At 54.1% G+C, this 20,286-nt stretch carries 22 protein-coding genes and 1 tRNA gene; 6 read left to right on the forward strand and 17 right to left on the reverse strand.

Translation table 11 applies throughout. The features are described from left to right. Positions 1 to 4: 4 nt before the first annotated feature. A complete protein-coding gene (locus tag Poly41_RS16695; RefSeq protein WP_146527822.1) occupies positions 5 to 1,036 on the reverse strand; it encodes a glycosyltransferase family 8 protein in 1,032 nt (343 codons plus the stop codon). A gap of 31 nt (positions 1,037 to 1,067) precedes the next feature. After that, positions 1,068 to 2,120 (reverse strand): glycosyltransferase family 2 protein, encoded by a 1,053-nt coding sequence (locus Poly41_RS16700; protein WP_146527824.1) that lies wholly within the window; start codon positions 2,118 to 2,120, stop codon positions 1,068 to 1,070. Positions 2,121 to 2,454: 334 nt separating this feature from the next. On the opposite strand from Poly41_RS16700, the gene Poly41_RS16705 reads away from it, so the two are divergent. After that, complete coding sequence (locus Poly41_RS16705; protein ID WP_197231391.1) at positions 2,455 to 3,567, forward strand: glycosyltransferase family A protein; 1,113 nt, start codon at positions 2,455 to 2,457, stop codon at positions 3,565 to 3,567. 45 nt (positions 3,568 to 3,612) lie between these two features. Here the strand turns inward: Poly41_RS16705 and Poly41_RS16710 are convergent, their stop codons facing one another. The 3 genes from Poly41_RS16710 to Poly41_RS16720 all read right to left on the reverse strand — a co-directional run bounded on the left by Poly41_RS16710 (position 3,613) and on the right by Poly41_RS16720 (position 5,405). Beyond that, positions 3,613 to 4,500, reverse strand: a complete 888-nt coding sequence (locus Poly41_RS16710) for a Nif3-like dinuclear metal center hexameric protein (RefSeq protein ID WP_146527828.1) — start codon at positions 4,498 to 4,500, stop codon at positions 3,613 to 3,615. Positions 4,501 to 4,521: 21 nt separating this feature from the next. Further along, the gene (gene infC / locus Poly41_RS16715) at positions 4,522 to 5,106 is read right to left on the reverse strand and encodes a translation initiation factor IF-3 (protein WP_231615711.1); all 585 of its coding nucleotides are present in this window, start codon (positions 5,104 to 5,106) and stop codon (positions 4,522 to 4,524) included. Between the two features lie 71 nt (positions 5,107 to 5,177). After that, a complete protein-coding gene (locus tag Poly41_RS16720) occupies positions 5,178 to 5,405 on the reverse strand; it encodes a hypothetical protein (RefSeq protein ID WP_146527830.1) in 228 nt (75 codons plus the stop codon). Positions 5,406 to 5,549: 144 nt separating this feature from the next. On the opposite strand from Poly41_RS16720, the gene Poly41_RS16725 reads away from it, so the two are divergent. Then, positions 5,550 to 5,623: transfer RNA gene (locus tag Poly41_RS16725), tRNA-Val, on the forward strand. Between the two features lie 344 nt (positions 5,624 to 5,967). Here the strand turns inward: Poly41_RS16725 and Poly41_RS16730 are convergent. Then, on the reverse strand, positions 5,968 to 6,384 hold the full coding sequence (locus Poly41_RS16730) for a hypothetical protein (protein ID WP_146527832.1): 417 nt from the start codon (positions 6,382 to 6,384) through the stop codon (positions 5,968 to 5,970). Further along, positions 6,377 to 6,748, reverse strand: a complete 372-nt coding sequence (locus Poly41_RS16735; RefSeq protein ID WP_146527834.1) for a P-loop NTPase family protein — start codon at positions 6,746 to 6,748, stop codon at positions 6,377 to 6,379. The genes Poly41_RS16730 and Poly41_RS16735 overlap by 8 nt, the downstream gene beginning before the upstream one ends. 154 nt (positions 6,749 to 6,902) lie before the next feature. Between Poly41_RS16735 and Poly41_RS16740 the strand changes: the two genes are divergently transcribed. The 4 genes from Poly41_RS16740 to Poly41_RS16755 all read left to right on the forward strand — a co-directional run bounded on the left by Poly41_RS16740 (position 6,903) and on the right by Poly41_RS16755 (position 8,590). Then, entirely contained in the window at positions 6,903 to 7,094 is a 192-nt protein-coding gene (locus Poly41_RS16740) for a hypothetical protein (protein ID WP_146527836.1), read from the forward strand. A gap of 374 nt (positions 7,095 to 7,468) precedes the next feature. After that, positions 7,469 to 7,720, forward strand: a complete 252-nt coding sequence (locus Poly41_RS16745) for a hypothetical protein (RefSeq protein ID WP_146527838.1) — start codon at positions 7,469 to 7,471, stop codon at positions 7,718 to 7,720. After that, positions 7,717 to 8,154, forward strand: coding sequence for a type II toxin-antitoxin system VapC family toxin (locus Poly41_RS16750; RefSeq protein ID WP_146527840.1), 438 nt, complete (start codon positions 7,717 to 7,719; stop codon positions 8,152 to 8,154). Before Poly41_RS16745 ends, Poly41_RS16750 begins: the two co-directional genes overlap by 4 nt. Before the next feature lie 208 nt (positions 8,155 to 8,362). After that, complete coding sequence (locus Poly41_RS16755; protein ID WP_146527841.1) at positions 8,363 to 8,590, forward strand: hypothetical protein; 228 nt, start codon at positions 8,363 to 8,365, stop codon at positions 8,588 to 8,590. Between the two features lie 200 nt (positions 8,591 to 8,790). On the opposite strand, the gene Poly41_RS16760 is transcribed toward Poly41_RS16755, so the two are convergent. The 10 genes from Poly41_RS16760 to Poly41_RS16805 form a co-directional block, all read right to left on the reverse strand. After that, entirely contained in the window at positions 8,791 to 9,813 is a 1,023-nt protein-coding gene (locus Poly41_RS16760; RefSeq protein ID WP_197231392.1) for a glycoside hydrolase family 43 protein, read from the reverse strand. Between the two features lie 11 nt (positions 9,814 to 9,824). Then, a complete protein-coding gene (locus Poly41_RS16765; RefSeq protein ID WP_146527845.1) occupies positions 9,825 to 10,532 on the reverse strand; it encodes a beta-xylosidase family glycoside hydrolase in 708 nt (235 codons plus the stop codon). Beyond that, positions 10,533 to 10,700 (reverse strand): glycosyl hydrolase 43 family protein, encoded by a 168-nt coding sequence (locus tag Poly41_RS16770; RefSeq protein ID WP_146527847.1) that lies wholly within the window; start codon positions 10,698 to 10,700, stop codon positions 10,533 to 10,535. It abuts the gene before it with no gap. Next, positions 10,697 to 12,145, reverse strand: a complete 1,449-nt coding sequence (locus tag Poly41_RS16775) for a sulfatase family protein (RefSeq protein ID WP_146527849.1) — start codon at positions 12,143 to 12,145, stop codon at positions 10,697 to 10,699. Before Poly41_RS16775 ends, Poly41_RS16770 begins: the two co-directional genes overlap by 4 nt. A gap of 57 nt (positions 12,146 to 12,202) precedes the next feature. Then, positions 12,203 to 13,213 carry a hypothetical protein gene (locus Poly41_RS16780; RefSeq protein WP_146527851.1) on the reverse strand — a complete coding sequence of 337 codons (1,011 nt, stop codon included), beginning with the start codon at positions 13,211 to 13,213 and terminating at the stop codon, positions 12,203 to 12,205. Between the two features lie 39 nt (positions 13,214 to 13,252). Next, entirely contained in the window at positions 13,253 to 13,693 is a 441-nt protein-coding gene (locus tag Poly41_RS16785) for a sulfatase-like hydrolase/transferase (RefSeq protein ID WP_146527853.1), read from the reverse strand. Continuing rightward, positions 13,690 to 14,661: a hypothetical protein gene (locus tag Poly41_RS16790; RefSeq protein WP_231615712.1), complete on the reverse strand. Its 972-nt coding sequence runs from the start codon at positions 14,659 to 14,661 to the stop codon at positions 13,690 to 13,692. The genes Poly41_RS16785 and Poly41_RS16790 overlap by 4 nt, the downstream gene beginning before the upstream one ends. 47 nt (positions 14,662 to 14,708) lie before the next feature. Next, on the reverse strand, positions 14,709 to 16,130 hold the full coding sequence (locus Poly41_RS16795; protein WP_146527855.1) for a sulfatase family protein: 1,422 nt from the start codon (positions 16,128 to 16,130) through the stop codon (positions 14,709 to 14,711). Between the two features lie 73 nt (positions 16,131 to 16,203). After that, entirely contained in the window at positions 16,204 to 17,577 is a 1,374-nt protein-coding gene (locus Poly41_RS16800) for a sulfatase family protein (RefSeq protein WP_231615713.1), read from the reverse strand. 132 nt (positions 17,578 to 17,709) lie between these two features. Then, positions 17,710 to 20,217, reverse strand: coding sequence for an alpha-L-arabinofuranosidase C-terminal domain-containing protein (locus Poly41_RS16805; protein ID WP_146527859.1), 2,508 nt, complete (start codon positions 20,215 to 20,217; stop codon positions 17,710 to 17,712). Positions 20,218 to 20,286: the final 69 nt, after the last annotated feature.

The following is a 20,286-nucleotide window of genomic DNA, read 5'->3' on the forward strand; positions in this document are numbered from 1 at the left end:
AAAATCACCCGGCGCGACGGTGTTCTGTCCCAAGAAATCGCCGAATCATCCGTTTTCTTCTTCGAATTCCGTTCCTTGCCGCATCCGAATGATACTTCCAGATCTGTTGCAGGTAGTCGTCAGGACGTTCCGCAGTGTATCCGGCCCACGAAGTCCTGCTCAGGTAATGATGAAAACGCTTCGTCTCAGGATGTCGACAGAAATAGTTCCATGGCTTCAGCGAGGACGTGAAGTGAATAATCCAAGGGTCTTTGCGCAAGAGCGCCATGGATCTCTTTCGAAAAGGACTCTCGCCATGAGCGGGATAAGCGAACAGATGGGCGGTTTGATTCCATCGCATGTCCAGTTCACCCCAGCGACCATACATCACAACATTCAGTGCATATTGATCCCACCACAACACATGGGCACGATGCTGATCGAGACAGGCAAACAATTCCTCGTCAAGACGCTCTCGACGCCAATGGTCCACATCAATGACCAATACGCCCGCGTTGAAGTATTTGGCATAGGGCGACATTTCGAGGCTCTCGTAGTTTGCAATCGGACGCGGCGCGGCGAGATAGCGGGCGCAAAGAGAAAAGTTGGACGTCGCGATCGAACTGTCGAGATACGGCGCCGCGCTATCTTGAGCCGCAAGGATTGCATTTTCACCGAGTGGCATTTCCCAAAGCTCGGACAAGTCTTTGCAGACCAACAGGTCCGAGTCCAAATAGATCACTCGACCGATCGAACGAGGCAACACATCGGGAATCAATAGCCGAAGGTACGACGCAGCATTGACATGTTCACTGACCGGGACGTCCTTCAAAATTGACATGTCAATGGTGACAAACTCAATCGAAACTCGATCCTCACAACACGATTCTTCGATCCGTTGTTTCGATTCGCAACGGATTCCGCCATCGAAGATATAGACCTGAAGAGCCCGATCCATCGCTAAATGATCGACTGCGGAACGAAGCGTTACCGCCAACGGCATTGCATAGTTCTCGTCACAACCACAGACCACAACAATCGTTTCGGCATTGTCCAACTTCCAACTCCTTCAGGTTGTTGCTCGAGACCTACGCAGCGTTCTTCATCCGCTGACTTAATCCATCCATCACGTTAGGAAGCCTCTCGATCTTCGTACGATATTTTTTTCGATCGGACTTCGGTCGAAGCACGTTTTTCACCGACGAGTCCAACAAGACACTCATCCCCTTCAGTAAGATCCAAAATCGCAGTGGACTCAGTCGCCATGCTTCGAGGAGCAATTGGCCACCCCGAAATCGATCGGCCGAAACATCCTGGTCCGGGTTCGAACGACGATGAATCCGCGACGCTTGCAGGAAAACGGTGAAGGCGTAGTTACGACACGTCACGGGGTCAAGGGCCGGCGAACCAATGTATTGGCGAATCGTGTAGGCGACCGCTTCGACCACCAACGCCAACTTCGCTGTACTCGCATCGCTGTGGCACTTTCGATACAAACAAGTCGGTTCCTTGACATGGGCGAACGAGACTCCCAACGAAGCGCAACGCAAATAGAATTCGTAGTCCTCGCAGTACTCGTGATCACTGCTCCAGGGCCCGACTCGTTCCAACACCTCGCGACGCATCACCGTGGCGGACGGCGTAAGAAAGCCTCGACAAAACATGCTGGCGGGAAAGTTGGCAACTTCCTCCGTGCTCGGTCCCCACACCCCAAGTTCTCGATCCGTTCCGTCTTCAACCATGGTGACATTTGCCGATGCGATGTCGCGCCCCGTGCGATCCAAGACGTCCAACATCGTCTCCAGATGTCGCGGCAACCAACGATCGTCGGAATCCAGAGTTGCAACGTACTGACCTCGGACCAAACGAAAAGCAACGTTGCGAGTCTCCGCAGCGCCTACATTTGACGTATTCCGAAGATAGGTCACTGCGTTCGGTACGGAAGCGCCAAACGCCTTCACAATCCGCTCGGTCTCACCCGACGAGGCATCCTCGACGACAAACAGCTCCCAATTCATGTACGTTTGCCGGCGAACAGTTTCCAGCGTCGACGCAATCAAGTGGTCCCGATTGTAGGCTGGGATGACCACGGAAACCAAACCCGGACGCGGTGGTTGTAGATAAGCAATCGGATCATTCATCGCAGCAACACGTTCGATAGAAAAACAACTGACCTCATCCCTCTATTTGTCGGTCGCTGGGGAAAGCAAAACCACACCTTTTCGATTGCAAAACCAGATTAGCCCGAACATCCGTCATCAAAAGTACACCCCCGCCGTCGGACGACGGGGTTTGGGTCATAAAATGCTTGCAAAAGCGTCGATGGCGATTCAGACGCCTTGCCTTTCTGCACCGATGTGCGGAATCCGCTCCCTCGGATCATGGTGACCCCAACGACAACGTTTCAGGTCCCCAGCGGTAATGCGTTTTGCGGTAGCGTGCTTTCAAGACACCCCCAAAATCCCACCGATACCCATGAGCATCCCAAATCCTGGCGCAATCGATCGCGATGCCCGCCCGACGGGCGCGTTTTCTGCGAACCTCGGTTCCGTTGGACCCCCGGTCATACGGCGGCCACGAACGAGTTGCTTGGTCAATAGCTACAACTATGCCCCGTATGTTTGTGAAGCCGTCGAAACAGCGATCGAACAGGAGTTGCCGTTTGATGAGATCATTGTGGTTGACGACGGGTCCACCGACGGTTCGCTGCAACGTCTGCGCGGTCGATTTTCCTCCGTGGACAATGTGACGATCGTCTCGAAACCCAACGGTGGACAGCTCTCCTGCTTCCATGAAGGGAAACGGTTGGCCTCGGGTGATCTCGTGTTCTTCTTGGATGCCGACGATCGCTACGATTCTCGATACAACCTACATGCAACCGATCTCTATCAACGGCGCAGCGACGTCGATTTCCTCAGTATCAGTTTCCGTGAAATCGGACTGGTTCGCCGCCGACCACTACCCGCCAAACCCACCCGCGATTATGGTATCAGCACGCTCGCTGCAATCTTCCAACGAAGCTGGATCGGTAACCCAACTTCTTGCCTCTCCATGCGGTCGAGTTTACTCAGTCGTGTCTTGCCTTATCCGGATGAGGCCGCATGGCGCATCCGTGCCGACGATGTACTCGTGATTGGCTCCTCGATCGTTGGAGCTCACAAGTTCCACTTGGATCAACCCTTGGTCGATTATCGGCTGCATGCCAACAATGGATTTGCAAATCAAAAGCAAAGTCCAAAAAGCAAGATGCAACAGGCTTTGCAGTTGAATCGCCTGATTCGGTGGTATGTCGAACAAATGGGCTACGACATCTCGCTGCTTGGCTATCTCTTACCCCGTGAGTTTCGCACCCTGGAACGTCCCTCGCTCGCCGAATGGATGCGCTACACCAAGATGGGCTCAACAACGAATCTGCCCTGGTCGCAAAGGATCGGTTTTGCGTTGCTGATGATGGACCACTATCTGCGCCAGCGTAGGCGAAGCAAAGACGATGCAAAACGTGTTGCAGCGGATGCGGAGGCAACGGTTTCCGCTGACTTCAATCCCCGCCTGCCGATACCAAGCGACTCAGGCCAGAAGGCAGCTTGATCCCGTACGTTGCCAAACGAGGTCAGCCGAGAACATCCTCCGTCCTCAGCGGTTTTCATCGCCGTTGGCTCGCAGCCCATTCAAGCACTCAATCGGATCGCTTTCCTGATCACTGGCCCAAACCACCAAAGCAGGAAACTCACGCGATAGGGTCTTGGCCAGCCGGTCCATTGCAAACCGTTCACTTTGATAATGCCCCACAAGAATCAGCCCGATTCCGAGCGATTCTGCTTCCAAGCAGGTATGAAACGTAGCCTCACCGGTCACCATGGCGTCACATCCTTTCCGCTTCGCCGCCGACAAGAAACTGCCGCCGCTTCCACAAGCGATTGCAACGCGAGTGATTGCTTTGTCGGGGGAACCGATTCGTCGCACGTTGTCCGCCGAACAAACGTCGGCCGCGCGTCGAGTCAATTCGCCAAACGACGATGGTGGATCCCAAAGCCCGTACCGTCCCGCGGCACCATCCTTTACTTCGAAGGTCGCCGTCGGGGCGGAAGCTAAATCTGCTGTGGGATCGATGAGAGGCCGAATCTCGTGAAGTTCCAAACGCTCGGCCCAATCTTGGTTGATGCCGTTGGCCGCGGAATCAAACGCCGTGTGAGCGCTGTAAACGGCTACCCCGGCCTGAATCAGTTGCAACAGCATCCCACCTGTAATCGAATCCGACGTGATCCGAGCGAGAGGCTTGAAGGGCATCGGGTGGTGAGCGATGATCAAGTCAACCTTCTCCGTCACCGCTTCGTCCACGACCGCTGGAGTCAAGGTCAGGCACGTCATGACTCGCCCAGCGTGACGATTTCGGTCGCCCACCAACAACCCAACGTTGTCCCACGACTCCGCCAATCGAAGCGGAGCAATCGCCGAAAGGTGCTGGCAAAGCTGATCCACCGATACGACTAGCGTGTCGTCACGATCGTTAGTTGCTGTCATCTGCTAACGGACACCTGACGTCTACTTTGGCGCGATCATACAAATCATTCGCCGGCCATGTTGTTGCGGTGCCGTTTCGACCTTACCCACCTCGCTCAACAACTCAACAACCATCTCCATGACCTTACGGCCTTCCTCGATGTGAGCCATCTCGCGACCTCGAAACAGCACACTGACCTGAACTTTGTCTTTGTGCTCTAAGAACTTTTCCGCCTGGCGAATCTTGGTGCGAACGTCTTCGTCGCCCGTCTTCGGCCGTAAGCGAATTTCTTTGGTCTTCGTCTTGGTGTGACTACTCTGCTGTTTCTTGTTCTTTTCGTACTTGAACTTGCCGTAATCCATGATTCGGCAAACCGGTGGTCGCTCATTCGGAGCGACCTCAACCAGATCTAAACCGGCGTCACGTGCACGGTCGAGGGCCTGCTCGGTGGGAATGATCCCCAACTGCTCCCCTTCTTCACTGACGACACGAATCGGGCTGATTCGGATTTGGCTGTTAATACGGACGGTATCACGAGATTCTTGCTGGTTGGTTTTGCGTGCCAATGCCACTAATAAAAACGTCTCCGGCCAGAGGGCTATCCGGCACAAAAGGTAGGAATCCATTTTGGGGAGACCCACATAGGTCCCTGTGCTTTTCTTCTTGACGGCGCAACCACAGTGCCAATCGCACCGAATCAAACGGTAACGGCGTTCGTCAAGCCCAAAACGTCTCCAAAAGTATCCATATCGGCGCTAGGAACCGTCAACAGCGAAATCGTAGAAATCCCCATTTTGCCTAAGAACAGGTCTCCAGAACCGCTTGGATCTTCCTTCGAACCCCGAATCGAACGACGAAGCAGCCCATCGACGGCTTCCCCTTGGCAAAAATTGGCTTGATTGCTGCGGTACAGGTCCCGAAACATACTTGACGAGTCGCTAACTTCCGCACAGACTACCGAGACGAAAAACAAGGGAAGATGGCTCAAGCGACGAGGTCGAACGAGCCGAAACCACCCAAAACCAAAGCACGTCGCGCGTAGCATCCACTACACTCGCGATCGCCTTTCGGGCAATTAGCTCAGTTGGTTAGAGCGCCACGTTGACATCGTGGAGGTCACAGATTCGAGTTCTGTATTGCCCACTCGTTTTTTACGGGGTTTTTGAGGTTTCCAGCTCTAGGTAGTTGGAACGTAGGTCAGTGATTTGGAGCGGTTCTCACCCCATTTCTCTGACCCAAACACTGACCCTGATTATAGCGACTAACGGCCGCTGCGGTAGCAGAAAAAACGGCCAATCTCCCCCACCCTTCAAAGATCGGTTTTCAGACCTCGCTTTTTTATGCGATGTGGGAATGAGCTTGCCGTCCTTGTCTGTAGAAAAGCCCTGGAAGGATAAGTTTTTTGCGTCTGCCAAAAAACCAGCTCATAACGACCACCCAAACGGGCATCAGCACGCGTGTTGTGGCTGATGAAATGGCAGCGCTAGCTAGCCAGTCACCGACTTGTACTTTGTAAAAAGCAAATCTAGTGCCTCATCAGCTAAGTCCTGTTTCCGGCGAGAAACTCCTGCAAGTTGCAGGCGGTGAAAAAGCTGGTTGAATTTGGTTTCGTTTTCCTCAAGCACTTTTAGTGTCAAATTGCGACGGCTTTCTCGCGTGACAATGGAAGGCCTAAAAACCTCCCCTTTTGGTTCTCGCTTTTTGGCTGCTGGTTTCGCTGGCATTTCTGAGGTCGGAGTTGCGGTTTTGTTTTTGCCATCAGTTTTTTGCATTGCTTCCTGTGTTTTGTTCTCTCGTTGCTTTTTGCGTTTTTCAAGAAGCCTCTTTTCAGCTTCATCGAAATTTTCCAGCTGACCATCAACGATATCAAACGTGGCTGAAACATCCGGTGCCCCTTTACTCATTTGCTACTCCATCAAGATTTGGCAACTTTGGTAGGATGATTTCTTGAGCGAGCTTTAGAACATCGTTGGCAGCACCGTTGTTTTTGAAGAAAGCTGGCTCGCGCATCACGGACGTGTTTCTTTTTACGGCTATCATTTCACGGATCTCTGTCTTTGCAACAGGGATTCCGTAGCGTCCCAGATTGTCCCTCACCCCACGGACTGCAATATCGTTCTTAAGCGTTCTCGTAAGCACAATGGCTGCATCAGGCTTGCCCTCTTTGCTTCTCCTTTGTTGGCGTCGTACAAGGTTGATGACACCTACCGTTTGAAGCAAGTCTTGTTCTGAAACACAAAGCGGAATCAGCACCAAGTCAGAAAGCAAACAAAGTGTTGATACCTGGTCGCCCTCTTTCCCAGGCGCATCAAGAATTACGTGCTGACCGGACTCTGAAAGCTCTTGAACCGCATCATCGATTGCGTCTAAAGATGTTGCAGCTCGAACGACAAGGCTTAGCGATTCCTATTGCCCAAGCGAGATGAAACGAGTGCTTGAGCGTGCAGCCGACTGGTTGATTGAGTGTGGTTTTATTGATTCGATGGAAATAAGGCCCGATTCCAAAACCGGCGAGCTACAAGCCATATACCGCAAGGCAAGCAAAGTCAAAATGTTCAGCGATTTCAAGCCCTCGGATGATACGCCCAAGGCCAAGCGACAGTTGCTAGCTTAGTTCGATAGTTTGCCGTCTGCCCAACGCGAAAAGCTTCTTACTGCTGCTATCAACTATTGCAAAGACCATCATCCAGACCACATCGCAGGATATTTCCGAAACGAATCCCTCGATAGCGAGTCCTCGCGTGCCTATCTCGAACTGATTCTTCGAGAGTTTATGCGAGCAACGAAAAAGTCTGAAAAAAACGCTGCGTAAACGCATCCGCGTAGGGAAACGAGACGCTTATCGGTCTCGCGGTCAAATTAGCTTCGCTGACCGACTACTTGGAGGACTGACTGCCGTTAGATTCTCATGGTCAGTGCTGGTGCTTTGTGGTAATCTAGAAAAGTGAAATAGCGAGCTTTCACGTGGAAAATAGGAGCGTGAGTGATATGACGATTGAACTTGAACTATCCCCTGATGTGCAAAAGTCACTTGAGCAAAAGGCCAGGGAGAAAGGCGTTGACGTTAAGACGTTCGTAGAAAATCTTGTTCAAGCTGCTGCTGTGTCGCCAGAGCAAGGGGCGAAACTTCGCGGGGAAGCTCTTGAAGAGGCCTTTAAGGAACTCACCCACGGGCTGCCACCGCTTGGTAACGACGTCGACGATAGCCGCGAGTCCATTTACGCGGGTCGTGGTGAATGAAGGTTCTGCTTGATACCAATTTGCTTTTGCGGTCAATCGAAACCGCATCAAAACAGCACGCGGCAGCCAAGGACGCGATTAAGAAATTAGCCGAAGATAATCAGCAGCTAGTGATTGTTCCGCAAGTTATCTACGAATTCTGGTCAGTCGCCACTCGCCCACAAGAATACAACGGACTTGGATTGTCACCAAAAGTTGCCAAGCAGCGTGTAGACACGTTTGAGCGAATGTTTGATCTGCTTCCCGACAGTGCCAACTTGTACGCCATGTGGCTTGACCTAGTTGAATCTCAATCGGTGATTGGCAAAAACGTCCACGATGCTCGTCTCGTTGCGGCAATGTACGACCATGGCGTGAGCCACTTGTTGACGTTTAACGCCAAAGACTTCCGCCGCTACGACGGTATTGGCCTGATTGAGCCAAACGAGGAGTAGGGGCAATAAAACGGCCATCTTCGCAGTTGAGATTTGCCGCTAGAGTTTGTATCTGTCCCAATCTGAAGCACTGTTTGCTTTGCGCCTCAAAAGCCTTCAGAATTGCTCCGTGGGCTTGAGTTCCACAACTGTCAGTGTTCAACAAACGTGTTAAGCACTTTCTTTCGACGTAAGAGACCGATGAGCTTGGCCACCAAGGACGCGACAGGTGAACGTTGATTTGACCGTGAAGTTCGCCATAGAGAACCCGACGTGGGGCTACGACCGTATCACCGGCGCTCTATCGAATGTCGGCTACCACATCACCGTCACCACGATCGGCAACATCTTGGAAGCGCACGGCATTGAACCGGCACCCGATCGCAAACGCACAGGTTCTTGGGCGACGTTTATGAAGTCGCACTACGCCACCGAGATTCAGGAACAATCGGTTTGATAACTGCTGCGCGGTCTGTCTTGTTTTTTGGCCGGAGCTGTTCTGGCTGAACTCAATCTCGACTGTGAATCGGGCATTTCCTACTCACGCAACCGCCGATTTCACTGACTGAAATGTTCGTTCCACTTATTTGACCCCACTCGATCCAATGCTGGTCATAACGGAGTCGTGCTACGATGCCTGGTTCAATCCACGTGAGTTTATCGAGCGGCCCCCGAAGGCATTCGTTGAGGTGAGCGAGTTGGGCCGATCACTCGCATCTTACCATCAGTCGTAAATTCGACCCGGTCGATGTTGACCACGCGATCCATCGACGGTTTCGGCACATTGGGATCAGCATGGGAGTGGTAAACCATGAACATCTCCTTCGCATCCGGCGAACGGACCAGGCAACTATGCCCCGGCGATGAGACCCCGCGCTGCTTATTGGACGAGAGGATTGGATTCTCCGGCGCCTTGATCCACGGGCCGAGGGGATGATCAGCCGTTGCATAGCCAACTCCGTAATGGTCGTAGCCCGTGTGATTAGCGGAATAGGTCATGTAGTACTTGCCATTGCGTTTCAGCACGAAGGCGCCTTCATTGCATCGATTCTCCTTCCACTTCACCCTTTCCCACGGTTGGCTGGCCTCGATCAGCTTGACGGGTTCGCCGGCAGGTTTCGACAAGTCCTTGGCGAGTTGCACGCCATAGTTGAGTCCGAATGAATAGCCGTCTTTGGAGCCGTTGCGGCTGAAAAACAGCCAAGGTGTTTCATCGGTATCGACAAAAATATGGCCGTCGATCGTCGAATAACCCGGGTCGAACCAGGGCGCGTGCAAGTCGCGATAAGGTCCCTCTGGCTTGTCGCTTACCGCGAGTCCCATCAATAACTTGCCAGGATTCGAGTCGCGTACTCTTCCACTGTAGGTCATGTAGAACTTGCCACGATAAAACTTCACTTCCGGTGCCCAGAAAGCGTCGGTAGCCCAGCAGTCTTCCGTCTTGCGCAGTGCCCAGCCCTTGAGCCGCCAATGCATCAGATCTTTAGACTCGTAGCAATGAAAACCTTCGCCTGGCGCTGTGGTGCCAATGAGGTAGTATTTCCCGTCGTGCCAGAAGGCGAATGGGTCTCCCATGTGAATCGGAGTGTTGCCAACGGGATTGACGTAGCTGATTTGAGCGTGTGCGGTTCCGGCCACAATGAACAGGCCAAGCAGGGTCACAGCGATATTCTTCTTCATTGGTCTTCCTTTCATTCGGTAGGGGCAGCGGACTTGGGCCCGTCGTAGTCGTAGGTAAACTCGTCCACATCGAGATAGCCTTGCTGGTCAGGATGCATCGAGTAGAAGCCGACCGTGTTGTGAGTGAAGCCCGCGAACAGCAGTCGTACTGCCGGTCCCATTCGGGTGAGTGCTTTGCCATCCAGACTGTAGAAGAAGGTTGCCGATCCGTTTTCAACCTTCGCCCGCAGCCAAAGATCCGTCTGGGAAATTACCACTCCCCGCTTGACCATCGGCGCGTCGGGATTGCCGTGCTTGAAGAACAGCCGCAGCTGGCCTTTAAGCTTGGTCACGCCGATCACGTTGTTTTCGCCGGCCGAGATGTGAAAACCACACTCCTGTCCATCCACGACTCCGGCGAGATCAAATTTCGTCGTCATCACATTCGCTTTGCGTCCCATCAGGCGTTGGCCCAACAGGTTTGGAAGCTGATTCAGACTTTCTTGGTTGGTTCCTGACAGTCGTGCGCAAGATTTCAACCGCAGGTAGCCGCGGCGTTCAGTCAACGACCAACGATCCATTTCCGGATTGAACCGCCAGCTCCACTGTGGGCCGAGTTCGGTGTCGCTGAAATCGTCATCGGTTGCGGGCGCGGTCACGTCAAATCCTTCGATGGGTTTTTCGTGTGCCCACACGACCTCGCCAATGCCGGGCGTGAAGTGATTCGTGGACGACATCATTTAAAAGGTATCGCCGACACCAATCACGTCGTTGTCAGGATAATTCGATTCCAACACCGGGTTCCGATAAGTACCGTCACCCTGATCACCCCAGCTTCCTGTTTGCTGAGCTTGATTGGTCGACACGGTCAACATGGTAATGAGGACCGGCAAGATAATCGTTCTCATTGATTGCCCTTTGCCCTTCGGCGTTCTCGAGGTGCATCTCTCTCCGGTCGTGGGCGCGTCGCTGAATCTGTCACTTTCGGTTCAGGGGCCCTTCCGTCCAGATAGAAGTCAAAGTAGTCGGTCGCCGCTCGTGACATACCGCCGTTGGCCAGCCCAGGTGGATCGAGCGTCTTTGACCATGCGTTGAGTCTGTCCCGCAAGCGAGAAGCAATCTCGGGATGCTTTGAGGCCAAGTTGTCTTTTTCCTCGAGGTCCGTTTTCAAGTTAAACAAGTATTCGCGGTCGCCGCCGCGTAGCAGCTTCCATTTTCCTTCACGGATCGCCGACTGCGCGGTCCACCGCCACATCAATGCATCATGAGGTGGCGAATCGGCCTCGCCGGACAGGTGTGGGATTAGATTGACGCCATCGAGGTCGCCGGGCTTGGTGTCAAGTTCTGCGATCGCTGCGGCGGTGGCGGCCACGTCCAGGGCACTTATGGGATGGTCGTAGACTTGCCCGCCTGGAATCGTGCCCGGCCAAGAGACGACGAACGGGACATGCATTCCGCCCTCGGACAGCATCCCTTTCTCGCCATTGAGCGGATCGTTCAGTGAGCCGTCCCATCCCGGACCGCCGCCGGGCGCGTCCAATTTGTGAATCTTCAAAGGCGCACCGTTGTCGCCGATGTAGAAGATCAACGTCTTCTCGGTCAGTACATGTTTCGCAAGCGTGTCCGTCACCAAGCCAACGCCGTCATCGACCGCCGAAAGCATTGCGAGCGCCTGACGCCGTCGCTCGGGCATCTTTCCAGGGAAACGATCGAGGTACTTCTGGGTTGCATCCAGCGGTACGTGCGGTGCACGATAGGCAATGTACAGAAAGAAAGGACGGTCTTTGTAACGCTCGATGATTGACGCTGCGGCTCGGCTGCACCCGTCGATATGATACATCTCTGCCGGTAAGTCTGACATTTCTCTGTCTTCACCATCCAGCGTGATGTTGGCAGCAAACGGACGACCCACGTTTTGCGCAAAAACGTGTTTGAATCCGTGATCGGTGATCCTTGGTCCAGGCCCAAGATGCCATTTGCCAAACTGAGCCGTGGCGTAACCTGCCGCCTGAAGTCGTTCGGCGATCGTCAGTTCACGATCAAATCCGTCCAGTGACTTGCCGTTCGACTCGACACCAAACTTGGACTGGAACTTGCCGATCATCAGACCGGCTCGCGAAGGCACGCACTGGGGAGCGGTGCTGTAGCCGTGGCGAGCGAGGACGCCCGACCGAGCCAACGCATCGACGTTGGGCGTTTTGATGTCATCCAGGACGCCCTGGCAGGAGAGATCCGCATGGCCATGATCATCCGTGTAGAACACGATGATATTCGGGGGAGTTTCGGCAACAGACAACGATGCTGAGATCAGTATCGTTGAAACGAACGCATAGAGAAGCTTGTGACTGTTCATGAGTTGAAATCTTTAAATAGGGAAATTGGTCGGCGCTCGGTGGTTAAGGTCGCCATCTTAATGATGGTGTTTCTCTGATAGCTCGATTTCTGCGAATGAATGGGCCGGAACGATGGTGTTCCATCGGCCACCGTCAAGTGAAAAGCGTCTCTCACTTGTTTCGGGGACCACCATCGGTGAATCATTCTTGACTGAGCGTACGGTATTCAGCGTTGGACCGATTAAGTAGGTCGCTCGAGCATGATTGAACCGCTTGCTCATCGCCGAAAGGTCGAAAGTCAATTGCCGTTCCTCGGCATGAGCGTTGTACAAGTAGACGACTAGTTCAGTCTTCTCACCGTTCCAGGCTACCTGAGCCTGAAGCGGTTGCCGTACGTCGGGTTCGTAGCCATCCAGCTTCAGTAGCCAACGGGCCTTGGACTCGCGAAAGAGTGAACCAACCGCGGCAGGATATCGCAAGAAGGCTCCCTCCTTTGGTGTATCGATCACGCTGTGAAAGTGATCGTTCACGAAGCTGTTGTACGCTGCGAAGACTACATCCCCGCCATACCGTTGCCATTGCATCAAAAGGTTGGCCCAACTCAGTCCGTAGCCCCAGGTAGCATTGGGAAGATTGCGACTGGACTGTTCGCCAAGCTTCTCGACCGACTCGGCGGTAACCCTGTCAAATGGCGGCACAAAATACTCTGTGTTCGCGTATCGAATTTCAGTCCCATGTCTTCGGTTCCAATCACGAATGATTCCGATCTTGCGGTCCAGATTCGCCTGGTCCACACCTCGGTCGGCGAGGAAGTCGACATGATCCCCAGCGATTTCCAGCATTGTCTGCAACCCATCGTTCAAGTGCTTTCCATAGGTGCAGATCCCGAGTTCAATCGAAGGATCAACCGCCTTCCTTGCCGTTGAATACACAACGCAAGCATTGGCGTACTCCTCCGCTGTCGAAAACCACCGAAAGGCCTCGTTCTCGAGTTCCGTCTGTGCAACGACAAACTGCGCTGTCAGCAAAAGAGAACTCGCGGCAAGACTGATGCTGAAAAGGCTCTTGAAGATCCTATGACAATCCACGTTTTTGGTCCGTTGGTTGTGGGGAGCATTCGCTAATCGCTATGGCTTGGGCATCGCCAAAGCTTTGAACCTGGAATCCGCCTCAGTGCTGCGAATCTCGCGATCCTCGCCAAGCAGCATTCGCCTCAGGTCAACGAATGGCCGTGAGCGTGCTTCCTTTTCCGGATCGTAGTCTGGGTTTAGTGCCGGCGTGTACTTCCCGGTCAGCAGACTCGCCCGTGCCGGAGAACACAAGTGGCACGCGTAGGCCTGAGAGAACGACATGCCTTCGCGAACGAGGCGATCCAAGTTCGGCGTCTCGTAGCACATCTCACCAGCTTCGACGCCGGTGAATCGCTTCGCGTACGCGTTGATATCGACGATCCCAAGATCGTCCGCAAGGATCACGACTACGTTGGGAGGAGAATCGGCCAGTGCGTACGAACAGAAAGCAAGCGAGAAGATGAATGCGAATCGAGTGATGGGGTAAATGGATCTCATTTCACGGCCTCCGTGCGATTCCCAAGGACTGCCTTTTCGTGTGAATGTTTCTTCATCAACCGATCTAAACTCGCTGCGATCTGTTCTTCGTTTCCGACAGTTATCCAGTAGCGATACTCATACGTTGACTGAGGGCCAAGCCGCACCCGCGAGATGGGAGCAACATGGATGCAAGGGCCTGCGTACGGGTCATTGGAAGATGCGTTTACGTGAGGCCCGTAGTTCCAAATGCTGTTCGCCGTTGGGCTGTAGATGGCGATCCCTTGACCCAGATCGTTAAAGCATGCCATCGCATTCAGAGGTGGCGTTGCTTTTCGCCACGGCGGACCGATACTCGTTTCTTCCGTTCGCCATTTTCCGCCCCCGAGATAGCTTCGAAATTGATCGAAATCGCGAGTAAAATAGCAGGCGGGAACCTCTTGTGGACGCAGCAACGCTTTGCCCCAAGCGTCACTCACTTCGCGGTTGCATTCGATACGGTTTCGGACAACGATCGTCCGTTCCGTGCCCGGTTCAAAACTTGTCCATTGCCGCATGACGGCGTTTGCCTCTTCATCGGGCATGTCCCAAAGTTTGGGGATCGTTTCGCCGAACAAAGTCGCATCGTCGACTCTCTCAAATCGGATCACGCGTGCCCAAGACGACACACCTCCGCCCTGGATTGGGTTCCAAGACCAGGGACTCCAGTCTTTGCTCTGGCCATCCGCGGTCCGATCGAGGCTTTTCCCCGCGTAGTACGATTGCTGGATGAGCCGTCCAGGATCATGAATGTTGACCACGTTGCCAGGCTGTTCAGTCCACGACAACCACGTGATCGATGCCCCCATGGATCGGTCGATGCCCACTCGGACGACTCCGTTGTCGATCAATAGAAGCTTGGGGGCGCTAGGATTCAAATCTTCCGCAGCAAATGCGGTGGATAGCGGGACGAGTCCGATGAAAATCAATGCTTGGAGGATGTAGTTCATTTCAACATGGGTCGTAGGTTAGCGGTATTGGGGATGCTTAACGGTTGCTACTCGCGAACCGTCGGCAACGTATAGTCTTTCAAAAAGCGAGGCTTGGCGCTGAGCGATTCGTCGTCGCCGACTCGCTTCATACGCTGGGCGACCATGTCTCGAAGTTCTGCAAGCTTCTCGGCGTGTTCTGGTTCGCTGGCCAGGTTGGTCGTCTCATTGGGATCGCTATCGATTCGATATAACTCTTCGGCCGGACGCGAATGATACGCACGCAAGAAGGCGGCTGCTTCCGGGTTTGCCTTGGCCGCTTCGACCCAGGAAGGCCAGTTGCGATTGAAGAACGGTGAGCTTTCTGGAACCAAGTCCATATGGGTTGTGTAGTACAACTCGGGCCGCAGATTGCGAATGTATTTCCACGGTCCAACGCGGACGCTGCGAATGGGATAGACATTCATCGCCTTGTCGCCCTTGTGTGTCGAAAAGATACGATCACGATGCGTTTGCGTGGTGTTTCGAAGAACACTTGCAAATGACTTGCCGTCAATGCCGCTGGGTGTGTTTCCTCCTGCCAATTCAATCAGCGTTGGCATCAAGTCGATCCAACTGACCATCGCGTCATTGGTGACTCCGGCCGGGATCTGCTTCGGCCAAACTGCGATCACTGGAGTACGAATACCAGCTTCATAAAGCGACCACTTTCCAAACGGCCATGCTTGACCGTGGTCGGACGTGTACATCGTCAGTGTGTTGTCGGTGGGAAGGTGTTTTGCGGCCAGTTCGCGGACGTCACCGATCAGGCGATCCATTCGCTCGACGGCTTCTGCGTACCGCGTCATTTCGCTGCGAGTTTCCGGCGTGTCGAACGTTCGGGCGGGGATGGTGACGTCTTCCGGTCGCATGCGGGCTTCGTCCGGTTCGGGCCAGAAGCGGTGCGTGTAGGTGCAACCGATGAATAGAGCGAGCGGCTTCGTCTTGTCAGGGCGGTTTTCGAGATAGTCGGAGACGCTGTCGAGTGTCAGTTCCGGCTTCATCGGTCCTTTGACAAGGGTGACGTCATCGGTCATGTAGGGCTGTTTGCCTTTGCCGCCGTGGGCCACCTTTCCGCGAAAGGCGATGTCGTATCCTTGCACCGCTAATCTCGGAATCAGCGATTCCACACCAGGTTTCAATTCTCGTTCGTGATTGCCCACGATCCCGTTTCGGTAGGGCATCAACCCGGTGAACAAAGCCGCGCGACTGGGGGCACACGCGGGCGACGCGACGTAAGCGTTGGTCAACCGAATTCCTTCGCCGGCCATCGCCTGCAAGTTTGGAGTTTGGTATTCCGATAGACCATAAGGCGACGAGTGGGCAATCCCGTGATCGTCGCCAATGATGATGACGAAGTTGGGTTTGTCACTTCCGTTGGCGTGATTGACAGCGATCGCTGCAGTCGCGAAGAGAAGCAATGCTCTGGCGTTGCGGAGCAGAAGAATCATCTGAATCGTCTCGTTCTTTTTCTGGGTTAGTGGTTGGCTATGAAGATGAGCTATTCCCGGTTGAACGAGGACGCTATCCTGCGCCGCGTTTTTGATAGCGTCGCTTTTTCTTCAGCGGAGTTTTTGCGGCGTCCGTAGCTGGTTTCGTTTCGTCCCGAATTCCGTCGAGATACCAGTCGAAGTACTTGGCACCGGCGGTGCGTTTGGCCGGCTTGGCTCTGTTGACGATTCCCGGTGGCGTCAACTCTGTCGACCATTGCTCTAATTCTTCCAGCATCTCTTGCGCGACATTTGGATGCAACGCGGCGAGGTTTTTTGATTCTCCGATGTCGCTGCTGAGGTCAAACAAATACTCGCGTTCGTTCAGCCGCACATACTTCCAGGTCCCCTTGCGCATTGCTGACTGATCATTCCAACGCCAGAAGAGCGATTCATGAGGCGCCGCTTTCTGACTGCCGTCCAGGAACGGAATCAGATTCACTCCATCAAGTTCAGGATCTCTCGGCAGCCCGGCTACGGCAACCGCGGTCGCGGCGACGTCTAGTGTGATCACAGGCAGCGAGTAGACCTGGCCGTTTGGAATTCTTCCCTTCCAGTAGACGGCAAAGGGCACTCGGATTCCGCCTTCGGTCAGCATTCCTTTCTCACCATTGAGTGGATCGTTCAGAGATCCGTCCCAGCCAGGTCCGGTCGGAGCATCCAGTTTATGAAGCTTTAGCGGTGCGCCGTTGTCACTGATCACGAAGATCAACGTGTCTTCTTCCAGTTGGTGTCGGCGAAGCAACTGCATCATTTTGCCAACACCGTCATCGACCGCCGAAAGCATCGCGAGGGCCTTGCGTCGGCGTTCCGGCATCTTTCCGGGGAACCGCTTGAGGTACTTCGGTGGGGGATCGAGCGGCACGTGGGGAGCGCGATAGGCAGCGTAGAAAAAGAAAGGCTTGTCTTTGAAGCGATCGATGAACGTGCAGGCAAAGTCGGTTACCAGTTCCAGGTGATAACCACCACCTTTCCGTTCCTGTGGCGAGATATCTTCGCCCTGCAGATTCATGTTCCAGTGACCAGGCGTCTTGCTGCGTTTGATCAGTACTTTGTCGAATCCGAGTCTAGCAATGTCTCCACTGTCGTTGGAACCAAGGTGTGACTTGCCGGCCATGCCGGTGACGTAGCCGGCTTGCTTCAAACGCTTCGGAAGATTCTGCATCGTCCTGAAGCGATCCAACACGTCGCCTTCACTGTAAGCTCCGTTGGCTTCCATTCCAAAACGGTTTTGATAGACCCCTGAAATCAATCCAGCGCGCGAGGGAGCGCATTGGGGTGCGGTGCAGTAGCCGTCGGTCATGCGAGCTCCACCCGTCGCCAACGCATCGATATTGGGCGTTGCCACATCCTCAAAAATGCCCTGGCAGCTGAGATCCGAATAGCCGTGATCATCTGTGTAGATCACAATAACATTCGGAGGCCGCTCAGCTGCGTAACCAGTCAAACAGTAATAGCATGTTGCCAACAACGTGCAAAAGACATGGATGGAATTCTTGCACAAACTAGCTATCGTATTTCTTTTTAAGTCCATTATGATTCAAAGCCCTTTCATGCGTAGAATCGTGACAGACAGGGGTTTCAGGGTATAGCCAAACGCCTTCCCAGCCTGGGTAAAGGTCGATGTCACCGGCGAAATCTTCAGCGGATGCGCAAAGGAGTTCTCGTCTTCGGGACGATCGCCATGCAGGGTGATGACGGAGACGGTCTTGTCGAGGTCCCCAAATCCCTTGAGGCTTAAACGGACATCCCGGCCCTGCGTTCTGGCATTCACCAGCTTAACAATCACCTCACCGGTTGTCTCGTCCACACCGGCATTGGCAAAGAAATTGGGCGCTTCGCGAATGGTGACATCCGTTCTATGAATCAACTCGCCGTCCAGGAAACAGCTGACTTGATTGCCCTGGAGCACGATCCTAATATCGTACCAGCGGCCCTTTTCAATGGCTCCGTCTTTAGACGTGACAACACTGGCTGAGTTGTCTGCCACCAATTGAACGGTGTGACGGCTGTTACCCCAGCCGCCCAGGTTCCACTGCACATGCGAGTTGTCCTGATGGCGAAAGACGATGATGAACCCCTCTGCCCCACGATTGCGTTTGGCTTTTAACTCCAGGGTGTAGTCGGACCAACTTGTGTCCCCAACGACCGTCAAGGTATCTGTGGCCAAAGGATCCGTCTGGCGGTATGCGTCCTTTTGCGTTTCCCAAGTCCCCCGTTCGCTGTTCCAATCTGCGCTGCCCTGGGAAAATGCAGAAGCATAGAGCACCCGGTCCCCCTGGGTGACGCGCAGATCCTTGAACTCCGCATCCGTTAACCAGGTACGCAAGCCAATACGCCCCCGGGGCTCGATCGGGGCCGGTGCCTCCAGGTTGGAAACGGCGGTTTCGCACATCACGGTCGGCAAGTGCTCGGCAAACATCTTCTGCACATAAAACGAGCTTCGACCCAAAACCCGGCTGCTATTGAAACGAATCAGATTGACGTCCCACTCGCGGTCGTTGACGTTTTCAAAGAGGGGCGCGTAAGAGGCCATGATCACATGATCGGAATTGCGTTCCATGCCCAGCATGAAGGCCGCCTCGGAGAGGGCCCCCATCAGATTTCCGCTGCCCACGCCCCGATTCACCGCGTATTCGCCCACATAGATCTTGGGGCCGGTGCGATCATAGCCGTCATATTTATTCGCATGAGCAAAGAACCAGTGGGGTCCGACATAGTAGTGTTCGTCGATGATCTCAACCGGGGCATCGGGAATTGCCTGATTGGCAATGGTCAGAATCGTTGGATACGTCGCTTTGAGCGCCCGGTAGAATATGCGATAGGCCCGATGATAATCCGCCCCGCTGTTTTCATTGCCGATTTCCACATACTTGACCTTGAAGGGCTCGGGGTGGCCGTTCTGTACACGTAAGGCCCCCCACTTGCTGGAAGCAGGCCCCATCGCATACTCCAGGGCATCCAGGGTATCCTGGAGATAGATATCCACGATCTCCTGCTCGCTGGCCGTTTCGGAGTGACGGGCCTGGCAACTCATGCCCACATTGACCACATACATGACTTCGGCATCCAGGTCTTCCGCCATTTGCAGGAACTCATGGAACCCGAGTCCGTCGCTGGCCCGGTAGCCCCAGAGATCCCAGTGCCCCGGGCGCTGGGCAATGTCACCAATGGTCTCTTTCCATTGAATACGATTATCCAGAGTGCAGCCTTCGACCACACAGCCCCCAGGAAAACGGAGAAACTTGGGGCGTAACTCATGGAGTTTGCCCATCAGGTCCGCGCGCATGCCGGGGATGCGCTGCTTGTATGTATTTTCCGGAAAGAGGGACACCATATCAAACCAGAGGGTCGCCGGTTTTCTCAAACAGATCGCCAGCCTGGCCTTGGGGTCTGTGTCCTTGGCGGTCAGCACGCAACGATACCGCTTCCAGGGCCCGCCTACTCCGCGCACTCGTTTGCGTGCGTACACGGTTTGACCGTCCTGGCTTTCCAGGGTAATGGTTACAGGGCTCTTCTTGTCACTGCGGGCGTAAAAGGAGAGATGATAGTTTTCGCCCTTCACCACTGACATCCCCCAATAGCCCTCATTGGCGAAACCAGCCCGGGCGCCGGCTTGCTTTAACTCGACCCGCAGGGCATGGGGGCTCTGCGCATTCAAGGGTCTCGTGTCATCCAGGGCTATCGCCACGTCGGCTCCACCCTGAGCGACGACAAACCAACCCCGCAAATCGGTTTTCGGCTTCCAGATCGTTTCCCAGCCCTTGTCCGTGCGTACCTTGCCGTTTTCGAGATGCATATGATCGGACATCTCGTTTTCTTCGAAGCTGCGGTTCTGCACCATCTCCGCATAGAGGCCGCCGTCGCCGGCATGATTGATCTCCTCATAGAAGACCCCGTATAGATCCGGACTGACCTGGATCCGCTTTCCCTGCGCATCGACATCCACACGAACAGTCTCGGCGTTGGCCCACGGGGCCAGCACATGGGCCAGGACAATGACGCTCATTCCCATGATGACACACTGTCTCCACGGCAGTCGTTTCACGTCTTTAACTCCTTACTGAAAATTAGCCGCTTGGCCGGTTGTCTCTGTTTCCGGCGCAAGTATCTCAAT

Origin of the sequence: Novipirellula artificiosorum, assembly GCF_007860135.1 — a bacterium.
Classification (GTDB): Bacteria; Planctomycetota; Planctomycetia; order Pirellulales; family Pirellulaceae; genus Novipirellula_A; species Novipirellula_A artificiosorum.

Coding starts and splice junctions, on each gene's coding strand:
- Poly41_RS16750 (WP_146527840.1), top strand. CDS start 7,717: ATGAAGGTTCTGCTTGATACCAATTTGCTTTTGCGGTCAATCGAAACC.
- Poly41_RS16745 (WP_146527838.1), top strand. CDS start 7,469: ATGACGATTGAACTTGAACTATCCCCTGATGTGCAAAAGTCACTTGAG.
- infC (WP_231615711.1), bottom strand. CDS start 5,106: ATGGATTCCTACCTTTTGTGCCGGATAGCCCTCTGGCCGGAGACGTTT.
- Poly41_RS16765 (WP_146527845.1), bottom strand. CDS start 10,532: ATGATGTCGTCCACGAATCACTTCACGCCCGGCATTGGCGAGGTCGTG.
- Poly41_RS16710 (WP_146527828.1), bottom strand. CDS start 4,500: ATGACAGCAACTAACGATCGTGACGACACGCTAGTCGTATCGGTGGAT.
- Poly41_RS16730 (WP_146527832.1), bottom strand. CDS start 6,384: ATGAGTAAAGGGGCACCGGATGTTTCAGCCACGTTTGATATCGTTGAT.
- Poly41_RS16700 (WP_146527824.1), bottom strand. CDS start 2,120: ATGAATGATCCGATTGCTTATCTACAACCACCGCGTCCGGGTTTGGTT.
- Poly41_RS16740 (WP_146527836.1), top strand. CDS start 6,903: ATGAAACGAGTGCTTGAGCGTGCAGCCGACTGGTTGATTGAGTGTGGT.
- Poly41_RS16785 (WP_146527853.1), bottom strand. CDS start 13,693: ATGAGATCCATTTACCCCATCACTCGATTCGCATTCATCTTCTCGCTT.
- Poly41_RS16720 (WP_146527830.1), bottom strand. CDS start 5,405: ATGTTTCGGGACCTGTACCGCAGCAATCAAGCCAATTTTTGCCAAGGG.
- Poly41_RS16760 (WP_197231392.1), bottom strand. CDS start 9,813: ATGAAGAAGAATATCGCTGTGACCCTGCTTGGCCTGTTCATTGTGGCC.
- Poly41_RS16770 (WP_146527847.1), bottom strand. CDS start 10,700: ATGAGAACGATTATCTTGCCGGTCCTCATTACCATGTTGACCGTGTCG.
- Poly41_RS16795 (WP_146527855.1), bottom strand. CDS start 16,130: ATGATTCTTCTGCTCCGCAACGCCAGAGCATTGCTTCTCTTCGCGACT.
- Poly41_RS16705 (WP_197231391.1), top strand. CDS start 2,455: ATGAGCATCCCAAATCCTGGCGCAATCGATCGCGATGCCCGCCCGACG.
- Poly41_RS16775 (WP_146527849.1), bottom strand. CDS start 12,145: ATGAACAGTCACAAGCTTCTCTATGCGTTCGTTTCAACGATACTGATC.
- Poly41_RS16790 (WP_231615712.1), bottom strand. CDS start 14,661: ATGAACTACATCCTCCAAGCATTGATTTTCATCGGACTCGTCCCGCTA.